Annotated in this window: 19 protein-coding genes and 1 pseudogene; 14 read left to right on the forward strand and 6 right to left on the reverse strand. The window is 68.8% G+C overall.

The window, feature by feature from the left end; genetic code table 11:
* The first annotated feature begins 54 nt into the window (after positions 1-54).
* The 3 genes from IU452_RS13710 to IU452_RS13720 are packed head-to-tail and all read left to right on the forward strand — an operon-like array spanning position 55 to position 3334.
* Positions 55-1287 carry a fused response regulator/phosphatase gene (locus IU452_RS13710; protein WP_324192600.1) on the forward strand — a complete coding sequence of 411 codons (1233 nt, stop codon included), beginning with the start codon at positions 55-57 and terminating at the stop codon, positions 1285-1287.
* Positions 1284-2894, forward strand: a complete 1611-nt coding sequence (locus IU452_RS13715) for a sensor histidine kinase (protein ID WP_324192601.1) — start codon at positions 1284-1286, stop codon at positions 2892-2894. Before IU452_RS13710 ends, IU452_RS13715 begins: the two co-directional genes overlap by 4 nt.
* Positions 2891-3334: a response regulator gene (locus IU452_RS13720; protein ID WP_195109378.1), complete on the forward strand. Its 444-nt coding sequence runs from the start codon at positions 2891-2893 to the stop codon at positions 3332-3334. The genes IU452_RS13715 and IU452_RS13720 overlap by 4 nt, the downstream gene beginning before the upstream one ends.
* Positions 3335-3340: 6 nt before the next feature.
* Here IU452_RS13720 and IU452_RS13725 read toward each other — a convergent pair whose 3' ends face one another.
* Both IU452_RS13725 and IU452_RS13730 read right to left on the reverse strand, forming a co-directional pair.
* Positions 3341-4051, reverse strand: a complete 711-nt coding sequence (locus IU452_RS13725; RefSeq protein WP_195109379.1) for a PIG-L deacetylase family protein — start codon at positions 4049-4051, stop codon at positions 3341-3343.
* Positions 4052-4127: 76 nt separating this feature from the next.
* A complete protein-coding gene (locus tag IU452_RS13730; RefSeq protein ID WP_195109380.1) occupies positions 4128-4559 on the reverse strand; it encodes an ATP-binding protein in 432 nt (143 codons plus the stop codon).
* A 379-nt stretch (positions 4560-4938) separates the two neighbouring features.
* Between IU452_RS13730 and IU452_RS13735 the strand changes: the two genes are divergently transcribed.
* On the forward strand, positions 4939-5280 hold the full coding sequence (locus IU452_RS13735; RefSeq protein WP_228817523.1) for an STAS domain-containing protein: 342 nt from the start codon (positions 4939-4941) through the stop codon (positions 5278-5280).
* Between the two features lie 133 nt (positions 5281-5413).
* On the opposite strand, the gene IU452_RS13740 is transcribed toward IU452_RS13735, so the two are convergent.
* The gene (locus tag IU452_RS13740) at positions 5414-5998 is read right to left on the reverse strand and encodes an HD domain-containing protein (RefSeq protein ID WP_195109382.1); all 585 of its coding nucleotides are present in this window, start codon (positions 5996-5998) and stop codon (positions 5414-5416) included.
* A gap of 146 nt (positions 5999-6144) precedes the next feature.
* Here IU452_RS13740 and IU452_RS13745 point away from each other — a divergent pair, with 146 nt between their 5' ends.
* The 3 genes from IU452_RS13745 to IU452_RS13755 are packed head-to-tail and all read left to right on the forward strand — an operon-like array spanning position 6145 to position 8757.
* A complete protein-coding gene (locus IU452_RS13745) occupies positions 6145-7308 on the forward strand; it encodes a glycosyltransferase (RefSeq protein WP_195109383.1) in 1164 nt (387 codons plus the stop codon).
* A gap of 57 nt (positions 7309-7365) precedes the next feature.
* Positions 7366-7560, forward strand: a complete 195-nt coding sequence (locus IU452_RS13750) for a DUF3046 domain-containing protein (RefSeq protein ID WP_195109384.1) — start codon at positions 7366-7368, stop codon at positions 7558-7560.
* 3 nt (positions 7561-7563) lie between these two features.
* Positions 7564-8757: a phosphotransferase gene (locus IU452_RS13755; protein ID WP_195109385.1), complete on the forward strand. Its 1194-nt coding sequence runs from the start codon at positions 7564-7566 to the stop codon at positions 8755-8757.
* 4 nt (positions 8758-8761) lie between these two features.
* Here the strand turns inward: IU452_RS13755 and IU452_RS13760 are convergent, their stop codons facing one another.
* Positions 8762-10177 (reverse strand): DHA2 family efflux MFS transporter permease subunit, encoded by a 1416-nt coding sequence (locus tag IU452_RS13760; RefSeq protein ID WP_324192602.1) that lies wholly within the window; start codon positions 10175-10177, stop codon positions 8762-8764.
* Between the two features lie 98 nt (positions 10178-10275).
* On the opposite strand from IU452_RS13760, the gene IU452_RS13765 reads away from it, so the two are divergent.
* From IU452_RS13765 to IU452_RS39475, 4 genes and pseudogenes are all read left to right on the forward strand, one after another.
* Positions 10276-11310, forward strand: coding sequence for an Lrp/AsnC family transcriptional regulator (locus IU452_RS13765; RefSeq protein WP_195109386.1), 1035 nt, complete (start codon positions 10276-10278; stop codon positions 11308-11310).
* Positions 11311-11457: 147 nt separating this feature from the next.
* A complete protein-coding gene (gene recA, locus IU452_RS13770; RefSeq protein ID WP_195109387.1) occupies positions 11458-12501 on the forward strand; it encodes a recombinase RecA in 1044 nt (347 codons plus the stop codon).
* A 600-nt stretch (positions 12502-13101) separates the two neighbouring features.
* Positions 13102-13671 (forward strand): annotated as a pseudogene (gene recX / locus IU452_RS38135) (recombination regulator RecX); the annotation flags it as partial.
* Positions 13648-13932, forward strand: a complete 285-nt coding sequence (locus IU452_RS39475) for a hypothetical protein (RefSeq protein ID WP_416382321.1) — start codon at positions 13648-13650, stop codon at positions 13930-13932. The pseudogene recX and the gene IU452_RS39475, both read left to right, overlap by 24 nt.
* Positions 13933-14251: 319 nt before the next feature.
* Here IU452_RS39475 and IU452_RS13780 read toward each other — a convergent pair whose 3' ends face one another.
* The gene (locus IU452_RS13780) at positions 14252-14569 is read right to left on the reverse strand and encodes a DUF2795 domain-containing protein (RefSeq protein WP_228817525.1); all 318 of its coding nucleotides are present in this window, start codon (positions 14567-14569) and stop codon (positions 14252-14254) included.
* Between the two features lie 115 nt (positions 14570-14684).
* On the reverse strand, positions 14685-15452 hold the full coding sequence (locus IU452_RS13785; RefSeq protein WP_195109388.1) for an alpha/beta fold hydrolase: 768 nt from the start codon (positions 15450-15452) through the stop codon (positions 14685-14687).
* Between the two features lie 216 nt (positions 15453-15668).
* Here IU452_RS13785 and IU452_RS13790 point away from each other — a divergent pair, with 216 nt between their 5' ends.
* The 3 genes from IU452_RS13790 to IU452_RS13800 all read left to right on the forward strand — a co-directional run bounded on the left by IU452_RS13790 (position 15669) and on the right by IU452_RS13800 (position 20483).
* Positions 15669-16886 (forward strand): methyltransferase domain-containing protein, encoded by a 1218-nt coding sequence (locus IU452_RS13790; protein ID WP_195109389.1) that lies wholly within the window; start codon positions 15669-15671, stop codon positions 16884-16886.
* 107 nt (positions 16887-16993) lie between these two features.
* Positions 16994-18916, forward strand: coding sequence for an ABC transporter ATP-binding protein (locus IU452_RS38880; RefSeq protein WP_195109390.1), 1923 nt, complete (start codon positions 16994-16996; stop codon positions 18914-18916).
* 352 nt (positions 18917-19268) lie between these two features.
* On the forward strand, positions 19269-20483 hold the full coding sequence (locus IU452_RS13800; protein ID WP_195109391.1) for a DUF6236 family protein: 1215 nt from the start codon (positions 19269-19271) through the stop codon (positions 20481-20483).
* The last annotated feature ends 94 nt before the right edge of the window (positions 20484-20577 follow it).

Below are 20577 nucleotides of genomic sequence, written 5' to 3' on the forward strand. Positions count from 1 at the left end.
TGGGAAACAGTTCGGTGCTTGGGTCCGGTGGCTGCACGTCGGTATCGTCCGGTGGTGACCGTGCGGCGTGAAGGAATCGGCGAACCCGGCGTCGGCATCGATTCGAGCTGGACCTGGCAGGAGCCCTGGCTACTGCTGGTAGAGGACGATGCCGGGGACGCGCTGCTGGTGCAGGAGCTGGTCTCCGACGGAGCGCCCGGGCTGCGGCTCGAATGGGTGCGATCGCTGGCCGAGGCCGCGGCGCGCCTGGACACCGACGCGCCCGACTGCGTCCTGCTGGATCTGCATCTGCCCGACGCGCACGGGCTCGAGGCGCTGGCCAGCATTCGCGAATACACCGACGTCGCCGTCGTGGTGATGACCGGTCTCGACGAGGAGCAGACCGGCCTGGCCGCCGTCGCCTCGGGCGCCCAGGACTATCTGGTCAAGGGCCGTGTGGAACCGGAGCTGTTCGGCCGCGCGGTGCGCTACGCCATCCAGCGCAAACAGGCCGAACGCACCGCCGCGGCGCTGCAGGCCAGTCAGCTGCGCGCCCAGGAGAACGCCCGCCTGGAGCGTGGCCTGCTGCCGACGCCGCTGCTGCCGGCCGACAGCGGTGTCAGCGTCATCGCCCGCTATCGCCCCGGCCGGGCACACGCCCTGCTGGGCGGCGACTTCTACGACGTCGTCCAGGACGGCGACGGCACCGTGCATGCCGTGATCGGCGATGTGTCCGGCCACGGACCGGACGCGGCCGCCGCCGGCGTGGCACTCCGATTGGCCTGGCGCACACTGGTACTCAGTGGAGTGACCGGAGCCCGGCAGCTGCGGGTGCTCGAGCAGGTGCTGCTGGCCGAACGCACCGACCGCCAGACCTTCGCTACGGCCACCACCCTCACCCTGGAGCCGCGCACGGGTTCGGTGCGGGTGTTGCGCGCGGGCCATCCCGGCATGGTGCACCGGCGCGGTGCGGAGCTGCGTTGGATCGAGGTACCCGGCGGCCCCGCCCTCGGTTTCCTGCCCGACCGCGCCGAATGGCCCGTCCAGGAGCTGAGCATGCCCGCCGACGACGGCCTGATGTTGTTCACCGACGGATTGTTCGAAGGATGCGTGGGCAGCGACCGGGCACGGCTCGGCGAACAGGGCATGCTGGAGGTGGCTCGATCCGTCCAGGCCGATCACGCGGAGATCTTCGTCGACGAACTGATCGGACGGGTCGAGGATCTGGCCGGTGCGACGGGCGGCCTGGACGACGATCTGGCCATTCTGTATCTGCGATGGAGCGAGGGCAGGGAGCAGACTCTGTGACACAGGATTCGCGTTTCGTCGGCCGACTGAACGTTCAAACCTGGTTCCAGGTCGTGCTGGCGTCCATGATTCTGGTGGTGATCATCGGGGCGGTCGCGGGCGCCCAGGTCATCGCGAACACCACCCGCATCTCCGATCGACTGCTGGAGCGGACGTTGCCCGCCGCCGCGGAGGCCTACCGGTTGCAGAGCGCGCTGAGTGATCAGGAGGCCGGCGTGCGCGGGTACGCCATCGCCGGGGAGCCGAGTTTTCTGCGGCCCTACGAGGACGGCAAACGGTCGGAGCAACAGTCCGCGGCGCGGTTGCGGGAACTGCTCACCGACCGTCCCGCCCTGCTCGCCGACCTGGACACCATCGAACGGCTGGCCGAGCAGTGGCGTCGCGACTACGCCGAACCTCTGGCCGCGATCCAGGTGCCCGCGCAGACCCGCTCGGTCGGCAGCGAAACCGCGGAGCGCGGCAAGTCCGGCTTCGACGACGTCCGCGCCCAATTCACCCGGCAGAACGACGGTCTCGCCGCCGCCCTGGCCGACGATACCGCCGCCCTGCACCACGCCCGTACCGTGCGCAATGCGGTGCTGGTCGGTCTGCTCGCGATCTTCCTGCTCGCGGGCGCCACCTTCACCGTGCTGGTGCGGCGGCTGGTGGCACGCCCGCTGCGCCGTCTCACCGAATCGTCGCTGCGGGTCGCGGGCGGCGAATTCGATCATCGGATCGAATCCCACGGGCCCGCCGACCTGGCCGCCGTGGCGGTGGCGGTGGAGGATATGCGCCAGCGTATCGTTGCCGAACTGGATTCGTCGCGGTCGCAGGAGTCGATTCTGCTCCAGCAGAAGGAGTATCTGGACTCCCAGGCGATGGAGCTGCGGCGATCCAATGCCGAACTGGAGCAGTTCGCCTACGTCGCCTCCCACGATCTGCAGGAGCCGCTGCGCAAGGTGGCCTCGTTCTGCCAGCTGCTGGAGAAGCGGTACGGCGCACAGCTCGACGACCGCGGCAAGCAGTACATCGACTACGCCGTCGACGGCGCCAAGCGCATGCAGGTGCTGATCAACGATCTGCTCACGTTCTCGCGGGTCGGCCGGATCACCGGCGACAGCACCCCGATCGGCCTCGGCGAACCGCTGGACAAGGCGCTGGACAACCTGTCGTCGGCCATCGAAGATACCGGCGCACGCATCGAACGCCCCGACGAATTGCCGGAGATCGTGGGCGAACCGGTGCTGCTGACGATGCTGTGGCAGAACCTGATCGGCAACGCCCTCAAATTCCGCAGCCCGAATCGGGCGCCGGACATCCGGATCACCTGCGAGCGCGACACCGGCGACGGCTGGCTGCTGACGGTGACCGACAACGGCATCGGCATCGCCCCGGAATTCGCCGACAAGGTGTTCGTCATCTTCCAGCGCCTGCACACTCGCGAGGAGTACAGCGGGACCGGGATCGGGTTGGCCCTGTGTAAGAAGATCGTCGAATTCCACGGCGGCAAGATCTGGATCGACACCGACCACACCGACGGCACCCGCATCTGTTTCACCCTCGTCGGCACCGACACCCCCGCTCTCCCCGCGGCGTTCGTCCCCACCATCGAAGGAGTCCCCTCATGACCGCATCCGGCCGGCCGATCGACATCCTGCTCGTGGAGGACGATCCCGCCGATGAGCTGATGACCCGGGAAGCCTTCGAGGACAACAAGATCGGCAACAACCTGCATGTGGCGCACGATGGCCAGGAGGCGCTGGACTTCCTGTACCGGGAGGGGGCCTATGCGGACGCGCCGCGACCGGACCTGATCCTGCTGGACCTGAACCTACCCAAATACGACGGGCGCGAGGTGTTGAGCAAGATCAAGGCCGACCCGGACCTGGCGTTCATTCCGGTGGTCGTGTTGACCACGTCCGCGGCGGAGGAGGACATCCTGCGCAGCTATCAGTTGCACGCCAACGCCTATGTCACCAAACCGGTCGACCTGGACCAGTTCATCGCGGCGATCAAGCATATCGATGAATTCTTCGTCCAGGTCGTGTGCCTGCCCCCGGTGAAATAGGCGGCGTCAGCCCCCGAAGTAGTACAGCTCGAATCCCACCGCCCGCTCGGCCGGGAAGCCCGGCTGCGGCGCGGTGGCCAGGTCGACGATGGCGCGGGCCTGCTCCGGGATCGGTGCAGGGCTCAGCGCCGCCAGGTAACGGGCATGGGCGACAAGGGATTCCACGGCCACCTCGACCGTGTTCGTGACGTCGACCGCGTGGCTGACGACCGGTCCCGCCACCGCCGCCCAGCGCGGCGACCAGATCGGCAGCTCGGCCAGTTCGGGGAAGATCCACTCGTTGCCCGCGTCGGAGACGGCGTCGAGCCCGGCGCGGCCGACGGCGCGATGGTCGGCGCTGTTGGCGTATCCGGGTGCCCAGGCATCGCCGAAGTGGGCCAGGATCACCATCTCCGGGCGGTGCCGCCGGATCGCCGCGGCCAGATCGCGGCGCAGTGCCAGGCTGTATTCGATTCGGCCGTCCGGGTAATCGAGGAATTCCACCTCGTGCACACCGACCACCTTCGCCGCCGCGATCTCCTCCGCCTCCCGCAGCGGACCGGCCTTTTCGGGCGGCAGTCCCGCGATACCCGCCTCACCCCTGGTGACCAGCAGGTAGCGGACGTCCTTGCCCTGCTCGGTCCACCGCGCGACCGCGGCGGCCGCCCCGTATTCGATGTCGTCGGGATGGGCGACGATCACCAGACCGCGCTGCCAATCCTCGGGTACCTGTTCCATGCGGCCATTCAAGCATCGGTGACGAGGTCAACGGCTCGGTCACGGCAATCTGCTCGACCGCTGCGGCAGTTGCCGACTATTTGCCAATCGGCTCGAGTGGCATCCGGAGCTCCACCACCGTGCCCGCTTGTCCGGTACTGACGGTCGCCCCCGGAACCAGCGCCCCGATAATCGTCAATCCCCGTCCCCGCCGCGGATCGGGCGGCGTGTCCCGCGGCTTCCAATGTCCGCCGTCGGCGATGGTGATCCGCAGCTCGGCACCGACCACCGCGGCTTGCAGCCGGACCAGCCCGCCCTCGCCCCGATAGCCGTGCTCCATTGCATTACTGCAGGCCTCGGTCGCCGCGAGCAGCAGATCGTAGGTGCGGTCGGAGTCGACCCCGCAGCGCATCAACCACTCGCGCAGCAGTTGGCGGACGTCGGCGAGTCTGTTCGGGATCGCGGGGAAACTCAGATCCAGCGGGTCCGGTGGACCGTCGATTCTGGGCCGGCGAAGCGTGGTCACCATGCTGCCTTCCTGTGCGGCGTGGTCAGCGACAGCAATGACGCGCCCCGGTAAGGGTCCGCCGCTCTGGTCATCTCACCGCCGCTGGTTCTCGTTTCTCGCGGCGGCGACCATCGGCCTTCTCCGCGAGAATGGCCGCCAGCCGCCGTCGGTCTAGTACGCTCGTTGGTAGCTATACCCAGTGAATCGGCGGCCATTCGGATCTACGGCGAAAACCGCATACCGCGCCTCGATGATTACCGACACACCCATCGGGTAAGTAAAGTGCGGGAGACAAGTTCCCTGTCCGCGTCGCGGCGTGCGCGGCGGAAGTTCGAGGCTCCAGAGGTGGAACGTGGTTTATACGGAGGGCCGGTCTGTGAGCGGTGAAGGTACATCTCGGATGCTGGACGTCAAGGTGCATACACAGGGCACTACGACGGTGATCACCGTTCGCGGGGAGATCGACATCGCGTCGGTGCCACACCTGCAGTCCGCCCTCGCGGAGGGGCAGCAGGGCGGGAGGCCCGTGGTGGTCGACATGTCGAACGTCGGCTTCATGGGCTCGGCCGGACTGAGCGCACTGCTGGTCGCCTCGGAGGCGGCCGAACCGCAGCGCCTGCGGGTCGTGGCCTCCGATGCCGTGCGCCGCCCCATCGAGGTGACCGGACTGGACAAGCTGCTGGCGATGTACCCCGACCTGGACGCCGCGCTCGCGGCCGGCGGGATGACGGCGAAGAACTGACGCCCGGTTCAGCGGACCGCCGCGGCCACGCGTTCCAGGACCGGACGCCAGGTCTCGAGCGGTGCGACCGCGAGTCCCACAACCTTGCCCGCGTCGTCGGCGCGGGGCCACGGCCGCGGCGATCTCTCCGACGTTACCGGGGGCGGCTGACGGCGGTTCCCCATGCCGAGGCCGCCACCCGGTCGAGAACCGGACGCCAGGTTTCGAGCGGTGCGGTGGTGTGGCCGACGATCTTGCCCGCGTCGTCGGCGCGACGCAGGGCCACGGCGGCGGCGAAATCCGGGTCGGATTCGAACGCGCTGATCTCGTCGGTGGTCATCGGGCCGCCCTGGATGATCAGCGTGCGCTTGCTGGAGGGCGACAGCTGCCGCGCATGTGTCGAATCCGCCGCCGCCAGATAGCGTTTGGCGACGACATGGAGCTCGACCAAGCGGGCCACCCGCGGACCGAGCAGGTCCCGCACTGCGGAGGCGCCGTGGCGGCCGTGGCCGGCGTCGTCGCCGGGCACCAGCACATGGCCGATGTCGTGGACCAGCCCGGCCGCCTGTAGTTGCTCGTCGGCGGGGAAGTCGCGGCGTAGCAACTCGGCGCACTGGCGGTCGTGGTCGAGGATGTCCACCGGGTCGCCGCTGCGGTCGGGGGCGTCCCAGGTGTCGGCGCAGGCGGCCAGCAGGGCCATCAGTTCGTCCACCGAGGTGAGTGGTCGCGGCGTCGTCATGGCGTGCGACCGTAGCGGTGCCGGGCGAACGGTGCGTGTCTCGGCAGAGGTCGGCCGTCGTGCTCGTCGGTGGTGAGCAGCCGCGGCCACGGTGCCCGGTGGGCGCGGCGGCGGCGATGCCGAATCCGGTGTGGCAGTCTGGGCGCATGCGAGTGGCTGTTGTCGCGGGACCGGATCCTGGGCATGCGTTTCCGGCTATCGCGCTCTGTCTGCGATTGCTGGCCGCGGGTGACGAACCGGTCTTGTTCACCGGGCCCCGATGGTTCGAGGCGGCGCGGTCGGCCGGGATCGGGGTGCGGCGGTTGAAGGGGCTGGCGCCGCGTCCGCAGGACGACGATCGCGACGCCGGTCAGCGCATCCATCAGCGGGCCGCCCACATCTCCACCGAAATCCTGCCGGACCTGAGCGCCATGCTGCCGGAGCTGGTGGTGTCGGACGTGCTGACCGCCGGGGGCGGGATGGCCGCCGAACGGCTCGGTGTGCCCTGGATCGAGTTGTCGCCGCATCCGCTGTATCTGCCGTCGAAGGCGTTGCCGCCCATCGGAAGTGGGCTGGCCGCGGGGGAGGGGTTGCGCGGCCGGGCCCGGGATGTGGTGCTGCGCGGCATGACCGCCCGCGCGCTGCACCGCGGCGAACGGCAGCGAGCGGCCGCGCGGGCCAGTGTCGGCCTGCCCGAACAGGATCCGGGCCCCGACGCCCGCCTCATCGCGACCCTGCCCGCCCTCGAGGTGGAGCGTCCCGACTGGCCCGCCGACACGCACCTGATCGGCCCGCTGCTGTGGGAGCCGACCGCCGATGTGCTCCCGCTGCCGCCCGGGGACGAGCCCCTGGTGATGGTCGCCCCCTCGACCGCGCACACGGGCGTGTCCGGCATGGCCGAGGGGGTGGTGTCCGCCCTCGAGGGATCAGGGGTGCGCGTGGCGGTCTCGATGCTCGGCACACCCCCGTCGAACCTTCCGCCCTGGGCCACCGCCGGTCTGGGCCGCCAGGACGAACTTCTGCGCCACGCCGCGGTCGTGGTCGGCGGCGGAGGCCACGGTCTCCTGGTGAAATCCCTGCTGGCGGGCGTGCCGATCGTCACCGTGCCCGGCGGCGGCGACCAATGGGAGCTGGCCAACCGGGCAGCCCGCCAGGGCAGTTCGATCGTGGTGCGCCCGTTCTCCGCCGAAGCGGTCCGCGAGGCAGTCCGGCGCACGCTCGACGACCCCTCCTACCGCGCAGCCGCAGCGTCCGCCGCGGCATCGATGTCCGAGGTGGCCGATCCCGTCGAGATCTGCCACCGCGTGCGTGACGCCGCCCCGGCCCGATAGGCGCTCGAACCGGTGCGGCCGGATCCGGCGGATTCGCGGGCAGGTAGCCTCGATACGGTGCGATTGACTGACTTCCGAGAGCTGTTGCACGGCGAATTCGGCGTGGCCCGCGGCGACGCCCTGCTGACCGACCACACCCTCCCCACTCTGGGCGGCCGCACCGGCGCCCGAGCCATCGAGGACGGCGTAGACCCCCGCGACGTCTGGCGAGCCCTCTGCGCCGAATTCGACGTCCCCCGCTCCCGCTGGTAACCCATGACCCTGAACAACCGCCACCGGCTCGACGCCCGGCTGCGGATGATCCCGGTCGATCGGGAGCAGTTGTGCCGCGAGGTAGCGGATGCTCATCCGGTGGACTACGCCTCGCTGCGGCGGACCGGTATCGATCTGTTCGTCCTCGGCCGCTATCCCGAGGCGCTCGACCTGCTCGATCGCGCACTCGAGCTCGCCGATTCGGACGAACGCCGAACCGCGGTGCTGCTGAATCTCGGTGACTGCCATCGCTATCGCGGTGATTATGTCGCGGCGGAAAGGCTTTACGAGCAGGCGGCGGATCTTGCGGCCGCTTCCGCTACTGAGCTGCGATCGTTCGTATGGCAGCATCGCGGCAAGATGTTGGCCGAGTTGGGGCGGACCGAGCCCGCGCGTGCGCTGCTGGAACAGGCGCTACGTTTACGCGCGGGTGCGCCCGCGCTGGCGGCATCGACTCAGGCCGCATTGGATCGACTGGAGGAGCTCGTGATCCCGCTTCCACCGAAAGTGGTCGCGCTGCTGGGTGATTCGCCGACTCGGTCGGTGGATCACGAAGGACGTAGTGGGGGAGTGGAGTTCGTCAATGGGGCCTATTGGATGAAGCGGGGGACGGAGGCTGTGGGGGAGTACGAGCGGCTGGTGTGGTTGGGGGAGCAGGGGGTTCGGGTGCCTGCGGTTGCGGTGTTCGAAGGGGATGTGCTGGTGCTCGAGGATGCGGGGGTGGCGAGTTCGGCGGCGCATGAGTCGCCGGGGGTGTTGCTGGGGCAGGTGTTGCGGCGGTTGCATGACATCCGGGTGTCGGACTGCCCATTCGATGGGCGGCTGGATGTGGTGCTCGCGCAGGCGCGGCGCAGGGTGGTGGAAGGGCTGGTGGATGCCGATGATTTCGATGACGACCGTCGCGGGTGGACACCGGAGCAGGTGCTCGAGCGACTGCTCGCTGAGCGCCCCGAGGAGACGGAACTCGTTGTCGCGCATGGAGATTACACGCCGCCAAATGTTTTGGACGGCGGGATCGTGATCGATGTCGGGCGGCTGGGGGTGGCCGACCGGTATCGGGATCTGGCGCTGGTCCATCGGGACCTGCTCGACGATTACGGCCCGGACGAGGTGGCGGCCTTCTTCGCCGCCTACGGGCTGGCCGACCCCGATCCGGTCCGCCTCGAGTATTACCGGCTGCTGGACGAATTGTTCTGAGGCATCAACCGACGAGCACCTTGTCGGCATCGGCGTCGGCCTCGACTCGCTTTACCCGAACCCGGCGATGGAACAGCGCGAACGACAGCACACCCAGCAGGATGCCGGCCCCGCTCGCCACCGCAACCGCGGCGTCCAGACCGGACACGAACTGCGGCAACGCAATTCGATAACCGTCGCCCGCCGCACTGCGAAACACCGTGCCCAGCAACGCAACCCCCAATGCCAGACCCAGCTGCCGAGCCGTATTGACCGCCCCGGCCGCCGTCCCGCTCTGCTGCGGCGGCACCGCCGCCATCCCGACCGCCACCAGCGCCGGAGCCATCACGCCGACACCGACGCCGACCACCACATAGCCGAGAAGCAGAGCGCTCCAGGACGATTCGGTATCGATCACACCGAGTAGACCGGTGCCGACCCCGATCACCACGAGCCCACCGCCGACCGTCCACTTCGGCGCCGCATCGTGCAGGATCCGGCCGAACACGCCCGACACCAGGAAGGCCGTCGCCGCCATCGGCAGCATGGACAGCCCCGCCCGCAACGGCGTCAGGTGCAACTGCTGCTGCAGCCACAGCGAGATCAGCGGGCTGACGGCGAAGGCGGCGAAGTTGAGCCCGGTGGCCGCGATCAGTGTCGCGCCGAATTCGCGGTTGCGCAGCAGTGCGAGCGGGAACATCGGTGCCGCACTGCGGGTTTCGACCACCGCGAAAACCAGCACCGCGACCGCGCCCCCGATCAGCGTGACCAGTGCCTGCGCCTCGCCCCAGCCGTGCTCACCGGCGCGGATGATGCCGTAGGTGATGGCCGTCGCGGCCACCGCGAACGCCACCATCCCGGCGAGATCCACCCCGCGCCCGGCGCGCCGCGGCGACGGCCCGAACACCCAGGCGGACAAGACGATCGTCACCGCCGCCACCGGCAGATTCACGAAGAAGATCCACCGCCACGACAGCAGATCGGTGAGCACGCCGCCCAGCACCACCCCGATACCGGCCGCCGCGCCCGCGACGGCACCCCAGGCGCCGAAGGCGACGCCGCGGTCACGGCCGGTATAGGTGGCATGCAGCAGCGACAACGTGGTCGCGAACATGGCCGCGCCGCCGATACCCTGGAAGGCCCTGGCCGCCACCAGAATTCCCGGCGACTGCGCGATCCCGCACACGAGCGAGGCCGCCGCGAAGACCGCCAGCCCCACCAGATAGGTGGGTTTGGCGCCCACCCGGTCGGCCAGCGATCCGAGCACCAGCAGCAGCGCCGCCAACGCCAGCGCGTACCCGTCGACCACCCACTGCAGCCCGGACAGGCCGGTGCCCAGATCGGCGGCGATATCGGGCAGCGCCACGTTGACGATGGTGACGTCGATGAGCAGCATCAGCGTGCCGAGACACGCCGCGAACAAGGGGAGCCATTTCCGCACGGCGACCTCCAGAAGTGAACGAACGATATCGACGCCCAAGCCTGCGGGATGCTTGAATATCCACCTAGCTGTCCGCCCTTCTCTATTGGATTCCTCCTATGTCGCGTGAAGATATCGCCGAAACCTCCGTTTCCGATCTGCTCGACAAGCAGATCGTGCACGCGCTGATCACCGATGCGCGCATCCCGTTCGCCAAGCTAGGCGCGATCCTCGGCGTCTCGGAACAGACCGTCGCGCGGCGCTATCGGTCGTTGCGCCAGCGCGGCATCATCCACCTCTCGGGCCTGGTGAACGCGGTTCCGCTCGGGCACACCCGCTGGATGCTGCGACTGCGTTCCACCCCCGACAAGGCGTTGCGGCTGGCCGAATCGCTGGCGCGGTTCCCGGACGTGAGCTGGGTGTCGCTGCTGTCGACCGGTTCGGAGGTGGCCTGTGTGAGCCGCCCGGAATCCACCGAACGGCGCGATGCGCTGCTGCTGCACACCCTGCCGCGCGCGGCGCAGGTGACCGAGATCCGTGCCCACGAGGTGATCCATCGCTTCCCGCTGGAGTCGGAGTGGCCGCACTACGACGGTCTGCTGACCGCCGACCAGCGCCGGGCGCTGGGAGAGCGGCCGCCGGTGCGCGACGACGGCCCGGATGCGCCGGTCGATCTGTCGACGGCCGATCAGGTGATGCTGGCGATCCTGGCCCGCGACGCCCGCGCCCCCTATGCCCGGATCGCCGCCGAAACCGGGTGGAGCCCAACCCGAGTGGCGCGGCGCATGGACGAGCTGGTCGAGGCCGGGGTGCTGTACTTCGATATGGATTTCGCGATCGAACGCATGGGGTATGCGGTGCGTGCCCTGCTGTGGATGCGTACCCGGCCCGCGGATCTCGAGGAGGCGGGCAGCGCCATCGCCACCCATCCGGAGGCCGCATTCGTCGCCGCGACCACCGGCCCGACCAATCTGGTGGCCTCGATCATCTGCCGCGACACAGCCCATCTGTATCGCTACGTCACCGAGAAGCTGGGCACGCTCGACGGCATCGCCGATATCGAGATCACTCCCGCCCTGCGGGTGCTGAAACAGGCCCAGGCGCTGATGCATACCGACCGCGTCACCCTGGTTCCCGAACCGAATCGCAGGTAGTTCGCCGGCGGACACGCGTGTCGTGGGCGCGTCGCTTGCCTCGAACACGTGTTCGTCTAAGCTGGCCGTCAGAACTTGTCGGTGCCGCCCTCTAACGTGGGCGTCAACCACACAACGAGATCACCCGTCGAGAAGGGGAACCAGACGATGGCACCACAGGCTTACGACCGCGACAAGGCGCTGGAGCTTGCGCTCGCGCAGGTCGAGAAGAGCTTCGGCAAGGGCGCGGTGATGCGCCTGGGCGAGGAGGCACGCCAGCCCATCTCGGTCATCCCGACGGGGTCGATCGCGCTGGATGTGGCGCTCGGTCTGGGTGGTCTGCCGCGCGGACGCATCGTGGAGATCTACGGTCCGGAATCCTCCGGTAAGAGCACCCTCGCGCTGCATGCCGTCGCCAATGCGCAGGCCAACGGCGGTGTCGCGGCGTTCATCGACGCCGAGCACGCGCTGGATCCGGAGTATGCCCGCAAGCTCGGCGTCGACACCGATGCGCTGCTGGTCTCCCAGCCCGACACCGGTGAGCAGGCCCTCGAAATCGCCGATATGCTGGTGCGTTCCGGCGCGCTGGACGTCATCGTTATCGACTCGGTGGCCGCGTTGGTGCCGCGCGCCGAGATCGAGGGCGAGATGGGCGACAGCCACGTGGGCCTGCAGGCCCGCCTGATGAGCCAGGCGCTGCGCAAGATGACCAGCGCGCTCAACAACTCCGGCACCACCGCCATCTTCATCAACCAGCTGCGCGAGAAGATCGGCGTGATGTTCGGCTCGCCCGAGACCACCACCGGTGGTAAGGCGCTGAAGTTCTACGCGTCGGTGCGCCTGGATGTGCGGCGCATCGAGACGCTCAAGGACGGCACCGACGCGGTGGGTAACCGCACCCGGGTGAAGGTCGTCAAGAACAAGGTCTCGCCGCCGTTCAAGCAGGCCGAGTTCGACATCCTGTACGGCGTGGGCATCTCCAAGGAGGGCTCGATCATCGATATGGGTGTCGAGCAGGGCTTCATCCGCAAGTCCGGCTCCTGGTACACCTACGAGGGCGATCAGCTCGGTCAGGGCAAGGAGAACGCGCGCAAGTTCCTGCTGGAGAACACCGACGTGCGCGACGAGATCGAGAAGAAGATCAAGGAAAAGCTCGGTATCGGTGCCGATGTCACCGCAGACGCGGGTGCCGAGGCGCCCGTCGACTTCTAACCGATGCCAGACCGGGAAGCGTCAGGGCCCCCTCCCCTTCAGGGCCCTGACGTGACTCGGCTCGATGCGGTGGAACGGCTGCGCCGGCAGCTGGCCGAGATGGAGGGCGGCCGCCCCGCCGGGGATTCGGAGGAGCGGCCGAAACCGGTTCGCTCGCACCGCCGTTCCCGCCGGGGGAGGAATAGTGCAGGGCCGGAAGGGAGCTCGAGCGGCCTGTGGCGTTCCGATGGTGGCCCGGTGGATGCGGCCATCGGCGATCCGCACCAGGGAGACGCGGGGTTCCCTGGTGCGGAGGGGTTCGGGCGCCGCCCGGCGAGATCGTCGCGGCGGTCCCGTCACCCCGACCCGACCAGTTCATCGAGCGTGCTGTCTTCGGGCGATACCTCGTCGCCCGGATCCGAATTCGAGGAGTCGGTTGCCCCGGATGATTGTGCGCCGGTGGATGGTTCCGGCGACCCGGCGAGTGTCCTCGGATATGGCTCGCGACCGACAGATTCGTCGGCGGTAGTCCGAGGTGAACGTCGGTCGGCCCACACGGGCGGTGGGGCGGACAACCCTCGGGGCGTCATCTCCTCGGGCGACGGCGACCCCGAGCGACCGTTGACGGATACCCCTCGGGGCGGCCGGTCGGCTGATTCCGGGCGGGGAGGCAGGCGCGGTGCACGACGGCGTGACGGCGGCTCCGAAGGTGAGCCGCACGGCGGGGGCACCGAGGCGCAGGCGAAGGATGTGTGCCTGCGTCTGCTGACCGACCGAGCGCGCAGCCGGGCCGAACTGGCCGACAAGCTGGCGGCCAAGGGGTTCACCGCCGAGGTCGCCGAGCGGGCCCTGAACCGCCTCGCCGAGGTCGGCCTCGTCGACGACGCCACCTTCGCCGAACAGTGGGTGCACTCCCGCCATACGTACTCCGGCAAGGGGAAGAAGGCCCTAGCCGAGGAGCTGCGCCGCAAGGGCGTGGCCTCGACCGACGCCCAACCGGCCCTCGCCGCCGTCACCGCCGACGACGAATACGCCCGCGCCACCGGCCTGGTTCGCCGCAAACTGCAGACCCTGTCCCCGGACCTGGAGCGCGACAAGGCGATCCGCCGCCTCGTCGGCATGCTCGCCCGCCGTGGCTACAACCCGTCCACGGCACATGCCGTGGTCATGGCCGAACTGGCGGATGCGGGCTTCGGCATCACCGAGTCGCCGGACGGCTCGCGTTCGCGCCGAAGCGCTGGGCCCACCGAACCGCCACACGGTCCGGACGCCGACGAGGCCGCAGTCGATCTCGTCCGCCGCAAACTACGCACCTTGCCGCGAAACCTGGACCCGGACAAAGCGCTTCGTCGCTTGGTCGGCGCGCTCGCCCGGCGCGGCTACAGCGCGTCCACCGCCTACGCGATAGCCAAAGCCGAACTCGCGGCAGCGCATTCGGAGGACGATCGGTAACCTTCCGGCGAGGCGGTCGTTTCTCGTTGATCAGCAGAGAATCTCGCTTCCCGTCGCACGGCGACGGGAACACTCACTTCTGCGGGATCCGCCCGGTCGAGCCGCAACCCGGTCTCCGCACCCGCCTGCCCCGCCCAGGCCACAAGGCCGAGCGTGACCGCCCGGCCGCAACAACATTCGCCACCATTCGCTTCATCGACGGCACTCCTTCATCACCGCCGTTCGGCGGTGTCGGCGCGAGGTCAGCGGTGTTGATCTCGGCCGAGGCAGCCGACAGTTGTGGCGCCCCCTGATGCCGGGGCGCCGCTGCGACAGCCCGTCAGCTGCCGCGGTTTTCGCCGAGTTCGTCGACGATCGGGCCGGCGGGGACGTCCTTCTCCTGTTCGGCCAGGCCCGGGTGGGTGTGGGTGCGGCGCTGGGCGGCCCGGTCGGCGGGGGCTCGGTCGGGAGCGAGGTCGACCGATTGCAGGACCTCGGTGATGTTCGCGTAGGACTCCGGCGGGATGGCGCGCAGGGCGCGGACCGTGTCGTCGTCGGCGCCCGCCTGGGTGGCGTAGCGCACCAATTGGTCCTTGTCCGCGGGGAAGTCGGCGTCCGAGAGGGCCTGCCGGACACTGTCGACATCGGTTGCCACCATCGCGAAACCTCCTCGAGCTCGGGTTTGTGGTTCGGGCGGTCGTCCAGCGGCAGTACCCGGCACGGGGTGCGGCAAACGGCAAGATCGCGAAATCAGCCGTGGTTCTCGAGGACTACTACTCACCTTCGGATCGGGTGGACTCGAGGAGTCTCGCTACCGCGGTGGCGAATTCGCCAGGGTTGTGGGAGTGCACACGGTGGCCGACCGGGATGGTGACCATTTCGGCATTCGGGAGCGTATGAGTCAGCTGTTCCAGCCGGGCGGGGGCGATATGGCTGCTGGGGCCGCCGCTGATCACGAGGGTCGGCATGGTGAGGGTGCCGAGCCGCGACCACCACTCGGGGTCCGGTTGGCGCAGATGGGCCACCAGGGGCCGAATGGAACGATGGTCGAATTCGCGGGTACGGCGCAGGCCGTCGAGTTGGGCCAGCAGGATCGGGGCCAGGTGGCGCATGCGGTGGCGCGGGGCGGCCGCGGCGTCGCGGGGCGGGGGCGGAGTGTCCTCCAGGACAAGGGTCCGCAACCGGTCGGGGGCGGACTGGGCGACGAGGGTGGCGATATAGCCTCCGAGTGAGTGCCCGATCAGGTCCACCCGGGGCAGTGCCAGCCGATCCAAGGCGGAGACGACCGTCGATCGGAACAGGTCGAAATCGTAATGGCCTGGCCGCCAACTACTTCCGTGACCCGGAAGGTCGAATGCGATCGCTCGGCACCCTATCGTTGCCAGCCCTTCGGCAATAGCGTCCCAGGTAGCGGCGGTACTGGCGAGGGCGTGCAGGAAGACCACGGGTCGGCCCCGGGGATCCCCGGTTTCGCGGTAGCCGACGACTGCGCCGTCGAGGTCGAGGGCCCGAGCGGTGGTTGTCGGCCTGTCTGAGGTCACGGGAGGCCATGATAGGGCGGCTCACCCAGTTCCCATCGTGAAACCAGCGCGCCGGAAAATCGGGCGACGCGTGCCCGCCGCGCTGCTAGCATCCGCGTCATGACCTTCTTCCACCTGCGTTGAGGACCCGTCGGCGAGACGAGGAGCTCCCGTCGCCGGCGATGCGGAACGGCGTGGTGTCGTTGCGGGCCTCGATGTGGGAGAAGTACGTTCATCATGAGCATTCGCCTGGTGGCGCGGTGCGTGCGTGGTTTGGAATCCATTGTCGCCGCGGACATTCTGCGGCTGGGTCTCGGCAAGATTTTCGAGTTGGGACATCGCGAAATACATTTCGAGCAGCCCCGGCCGCATCCGGCGACGACGCGGCTGTGGACCGCCGACGACGTCTTCGTGCTGGTCGGCTGCGCGCCGGATATCGGTTCGACCAAGGACTCGGTGGCGGCGCTGGAAGAACTCGCCGCGGCCCTTCAGCCCCGATTGCTGCGGGAATCGCGATGCGGCTGTGGCGGCCCGGACGGGTTCGGCAGCGGTGTGGAGGTGTCGGCCTCGTTCCTGGGCCGGCGCAACTTCAACCGCTACGACGTCGAGGACGTCGTCGGCCGGGCACTGGCCCGCCGCCTCGGCCTTCGCTATCACACCCGCCGCAACGGCACCCGCCCACCCGAATCCTGCAGCGCCTGGCGAGTACACCTCGACGGAACACGCGCCCGCCTACTGCTGCGCCTCGCCGACCGCCCCCTGCACCGCCGGGCCTACAAGCAACACACCATCCCCGGCACCCTGCACCCCCCGCTGGCATCGGCCATGGCCCACCTCGCCGACATCCGCCCCGGCAACCAAGTCCTCGACCCATGCTGCGGCGCCGGAACCCTACTCATCGAAGCATCCCTCCTCCAGCCCACCGCCTCCTACACCGGCTTCGACCTGAACCCCACCGCCATCCAGGCAGCACAACGAAACATCACGACCATGTCTGCTTGTTTGCCACCGGCACAAGCGGATTCCGCCCGAGAACATGCCGGAACGCCGCGAACACCAGCCGAGTCGATATGGCTGCGAAGAGGATCGGCCGCCGAGCCCGCGCACGGGGAAGCGGAGATTCGGCGGGCGGATGCGGGGGAGCTGCCATTGCGGGAGGGCAGTGTGGATCGGGTTGTTTGTAATCCGCCGTGGGGTGAGCAGGTTTTGGGGCGAGGGTTGCTTGCCGGTGATTCGCGGCGGCTGTGGGGTGAGTTGCGGCGGGTGGTCGCAGCCGAGGGGATTGCCGTGGTGTTGGTGCCTGATCCAGGTGAGCTTGCCGCTGCCGTGAACGCCGGGTTTGCGCCGACATATGTTCAGCAGGTGCGGGTCTCGGGGAGGCAGTCGTTTCTCGTTCGACTCACGCCGCAGCATGCCGGAGTGCGGCGAAACGGCAAGCGCTCCCTGAGGCCGTGAAATGTGGTGTCGCCGATCGCTTTTCCCGTGGCAGGATCGAGCGGGAGTGCCGGTCCGGCCACGGGGGCGGGTGAACGACGGACGATCAGGACGGAGAAGGCTGCAGCATGCGGATTCGGGGCGGACGCGAGGCGGCGGCGGTCGAGGTGGCCGAGCCGTTGATCGGGGTGGAGCAGTATGCGGCGCCGGATTGGGCGCAGCTCAGTACCGAGGCGGTCGGCGCCGGATTTCGGCAGGCGGTGCGGGCGCTTCCGGCGGCCGTGTCTGTGCTGCTGCGGCTGGCGTGGCGGGCCTCGCCGGGGCTGACGATGCTCGCGGGAACCATCCACCTCGTGTCCGGAAGCGTCACCACCTTCGGGCTGCTGGCCACGGCGGATGTGTTCACCTCGCTGCTGTCGGACGTCCCGACGCCGACCCGGGTGATGGACGCACTGCCCGCGGTCGCGGTGGTGGTGGCCGCCTACGCCGGGCGGGCACTACTCCAGGCCGCGGCCGCAACGGTGGACGGTGCGCTGCGGCCCCGGGTCGTCACCTCCGCCGACGCCGAGGTCACCGCCGCGCTCACCCACTGCCGGCTGCTCGCTTTCGAGGATGCGGACTTTCGCGAATTGGCCAGGCGTGCAACCGAAGACGGTGTGCTGGCGGTGGAGGTCGGCTTCCGGCAGCTGCCCGAGCTGGTATCGGCCGTGGTCGCCGTGGTGGCCGCGGCGGTGGCGGCGGGCCTGCTGAATCCCTGGCTGGCGCCCGCGCTGCTGTTGGCGGCGCTGGCCGACGGCTGGGCATCCGGGCGGGTGGCCAATCTGCGTTACCGGTATCAGCTCGACACCTTGGTCCGCACCATGCGCAAGGAAGTGGTGCGCGATGTGGCGGTGGACCGCGGCTTCGCGCTCGAACGGCATGCGCTCGGCCTGCAGGACCGGCTGCTCGCGGAGTATCGGCGCATCGCCGAGAGCATCATGCGCGACGAGATCCGGCTCGAGCGCCGCAGCAGCGTGGTGGAGCTGATCGGCCGTGCCGGCTCCGGGATCGGCAGCGGCGTGGCGTATCTCGTGCTCGGGCTGTTGCTGTTCACGGGCTCGCTGGCCCTGGCGAAGGCCGGCAGTGCCGTACTGGCCCTGCGTACCGCGGGCAACGCGCTGACCTCCCTCACCGAGAACGTCAACTACCTCTACGAGAATTCGTTCAACCTCGAGTTCTACACCAAACTGCTCGAGCAGGCCGCCGAGCACCGCCTGCCGACCTCGGGGCTGACGGCACCGGCCGACCCGGCCGAGATCCGACTCGAGAACGTGTCTTTCACCTACCCGGGACAGGACACACCGGCATTGTCGGAGATCAGCCTCACCATCCGTCGCGGCGAGGTGGTCGCCCTGGTCGGCGAGAACGGTTCGGGCAAAACCACTCTCGGCAAACTGATCACCGGACTGTATCCGCCCAGCAAGGGGGCGATCTACTGGGACGACATCGATCTCTCCGTCGCCGAACCGCGGTCGGTGCACAGCCGGATCGCGGTCATCGCCCAGGAGCCCGCCCGCTGGCCGATGACCGCCTACCACAATGTCGTCGTCGGCCGACTGGACCGGCCCGATCGGGAGGCGGCGTGGCAGGAGGCCATCACCGCCTCGGGCGCCGATCAGGTGATCGACACCCTGTCGCTGCGCGAGAAGACGGTGCTGTCCAAGCGATTCAACGCCGGCACGGATCTGTCCGGAGGGCAGTGGCAGCGCATCGGCGTGGCCCGCGGCATCTATCGCGACGCCGCGGTCCTTATTGCCGACGAGCCCACCGCCGCACTCGACGCCAAGGCCGAGGCCACGGTGTTCGCCGGTCTGCGCCACGCCGGAAGCGGACGCACGACGGTTCTGGTCACCCATCGGCTGGCCAATATCAAGGACGTCGACCGCATCGTCGTGCTCGATCACGGCCGCATCATCGAGGCGGGCACCCACGCCGAACTGATGCGGCACCGCGGCCGCTATCACGAACTGTTCGACCTGCAAGCCGCCGCCTATCGTGACGCCGAGGAGTGACCCGGGGGCTCATGACTCGGGAAGCGGGATCAGCTCCAGATGTTCCGCCGGTGCCGCCGCCTTCGTGCAACCAGTGCGCGCCGCGACCACATTCACCCCACCCCGATGCGCAACCAACCACCGCCCGCACACACACCGCAGGTAGCGAACCGAACCATGGGCCGACACGAACATCGGCGACGACCAGGAGCATGCGGGGCAGGTTGCGGACATAGCAGCCCACTCTGGGGATTGGTCGGATGTATTGCAATCACCGCCGCGGCGTGGCGGACGAATTCGTCGGCGGCGCCGCGGTGATCGCGAACTGTGATCGGCGTTACGATGATTCATCGGCCGAACCGAGGAGGGGCGCGTGGTCGACTCGGTTGCCCTCTACTACCCGCACATCCATATTCGCGATGACGACTGGCTGAAGTACGCGGTGCTGTACTGGCCCAGAATGACCAGGCTGCGACCGTTCGGCTATCCCACATCCGACTCGTCGGTTGCCCGGATCCTGCGAGATCGGGAGCGCTGGCTGGTCGATCTGGCACCCCCGGCGTGGGCGGCCGACGAAGTCGGGCAACTGTTTCTGGCTCTGCTGGACAGTCGCTCGGATGAGCTGCGGCACAGTTTCGGGATCGGCCGCCGACGCCGGTGGGTGGTCGACTCCTCGTCGAGCTCGTTCGCCGGGCACAGCGGATCACAGACGGGCGGTCACCCCCGATCCGGCGAACGCGTCGCGCCCGCATTCGATTCCCGGCTCGGATATCTGAATATCGACAAGGTCGATACACGCGTGTTGGCGGCCTTACTGGACGCGGGCCTGGCCATTACGGTTACCGGCCTCGGCATGTGGGTGGGAATGCATCCGAAACTCGCCTCGATCTACAGCTGCGCCCTGACCGAGCGCATCGCGATCGCGAACCACCTGCACCCGGTGACCGACCAGGAACTGCCCCACACGGCCCTCTCGGGGTGGACGGTCGAGCGGTTGATGCAGGTCCTGCTGGACGAACCGGCCACGGACGAGAGCAGGCCCCGTACGGATCTGTCGGACGCGTTCGTGTTGCTGGCGTTCAAAACCGTTGTCCCCGACGGCCTGTCCCGCCAGCCGATCGAGAAGATCCTCGAAGTCCGCGCCCGATTCGGCACCGAACTCGACGCCTTCCGTTCCTACGTCACCGACCAGGCTCGTCAATTGGCGGAGCTACAAGATATCCGTGACCTCCCGGTCTTCGAGGAATACCTGCGCACCGAGGTCGAGCACACTGTCACCACGCACCTGAGCGAGCTGCGAGAACGATTGCGCAGCATCGGCCTCGACTCGGTCACCGCCGTGGCCAATGTCAAAACCGTCGCCCTCCCGCCGCTGGCGGCCGCACTGGCCGAGACCGCCGGATTGCCCGCAACCGTCACCGGCCCAGCCGCTTTGGCCGCCTGTGTACTCGGAGCGCCGATACAGTGGCGCCGCGACCGCCGAGCCGCCGTCCGGCAATCCCCGGTCGGTTACCTGTTCCGCATCGAAGAATCCCTCGACCCACCCGGCCTGATCGACCGGTTACGACGATCGTGGGCGGCGCGCTGACATAGTTGGACAACCGCCCCGGCCGCCGGCAGTGGCGAGACCGACGGCCGGGAGCAGTGCGATACCAGCATGACATCGGCCGATCCTCCGGACG

Source organism: Nocardia transvalensis, from assembly GCF_015477765.1.
Lineage (GTDB): Bacteria > Actinomycetota > Actinomycetes > Mycobacteriales > Mycobacteriaceae > Nocardia > Nocardia transvalensis_A.

What these genes read in the sequence shown, in the direction of transcription:
- IU452_RS13790 (WP_195109389.1), top strand. Translation starts at nt 15,669, where the DNA reads ATGAGCATTCGCCTGGTGGCGCGGTGCGTGCGTGGTTTGGAATCCATT.
- IU452_RS13735 (WP_228817523.1), top strand. Translation starts at nt 4,939, where the DNA reads ATGCTGGACGTCAAGGTGCATACACAGGGCACTACGACGGTGATCACC.
- IU452_RS13725 (WP_195109379.1), bottom strand. Translation starts at nt 4,051, where the DNA reads ATGGAACAGGTACCCGAGGATTGGCAGCGCGGTCTGGTGATCGTCGCC.
- IU452_RS13745 (WP_195109383.1), top strand. Translation starts at nt 6,145, where the DNA reads ATGCGAGTGGCTGTTGTCGCGGGACCGGATCCTGGGCATGCGTTTCCG.
- IU452_RS38880 (WP_195109390.1), top strand. Translation starts at nt 16,994, where the DNA reads ATGCGGATTCGGGGCGGACGCGAGGCGGCGGCGGTCGAGGTGGCCGAG.
- IU452_RS39475 (WP_416382321.1), top strand. Translation starts at nt 13,648, where the DNA reads ATGGCCGAACTGGCGGATGCGGGCTTCGGCATCACCGAGTCGCCGGAC.
- IU452_RS13740 (WP_195109382.1), bottom strand. Translation starts at nt 5,998, where the DNA reads ATGACGACGCCGCGACCACTCACCTCGGTGGACGAACTGATGGCCCTG.
- IU452_RS13755 (WP_195109385.1), top strand. Translation starts at nt 7,564, where the DNA reads ATGACCCTGAACAACCGCCACCGGCTCGACGCCCGGCTGCGGATGATC.
- IU452_RS13730 (WP_195109380.1), bottom strand. Translation starts at nt 4,559, where the DNA reads ATGGTGACCACGCTTCGCCGGCCCAGAATCGACGGTCCACCGGACCCG.
- IU452_RS13720 (WP_195109378.1), top strand. Translation starts at nt 2,891, where the DNA reads ATGACCGCATCCGGCCGGCCGATCGACATCCTGCTCGTGGAGGACGAT.
- recA (WP_195109387.1), top strand. Translation starts at nt 11,458, where the DNA reads ATGGCACCACAGGCTTACGACCGCGACAAGGCGCTGGAGCTTGCGCTC.
- IU452_RS13780 (WP_228817525.1), bottom strand. Translation starts at nt 14,569, where the DNA reads ATGGTGGCAACCGATGTCGACAGTGTCCGGCAGGCCCTCTCGGACGCC.
- IU452_RS13765 (WP_195109386.1), top strand. Translation starts at nt 10,276, where the DNA reads ATGTCGCGTGAAGATATCGCCGAAACCTCCGTTTCCGATCTGCTCGAC.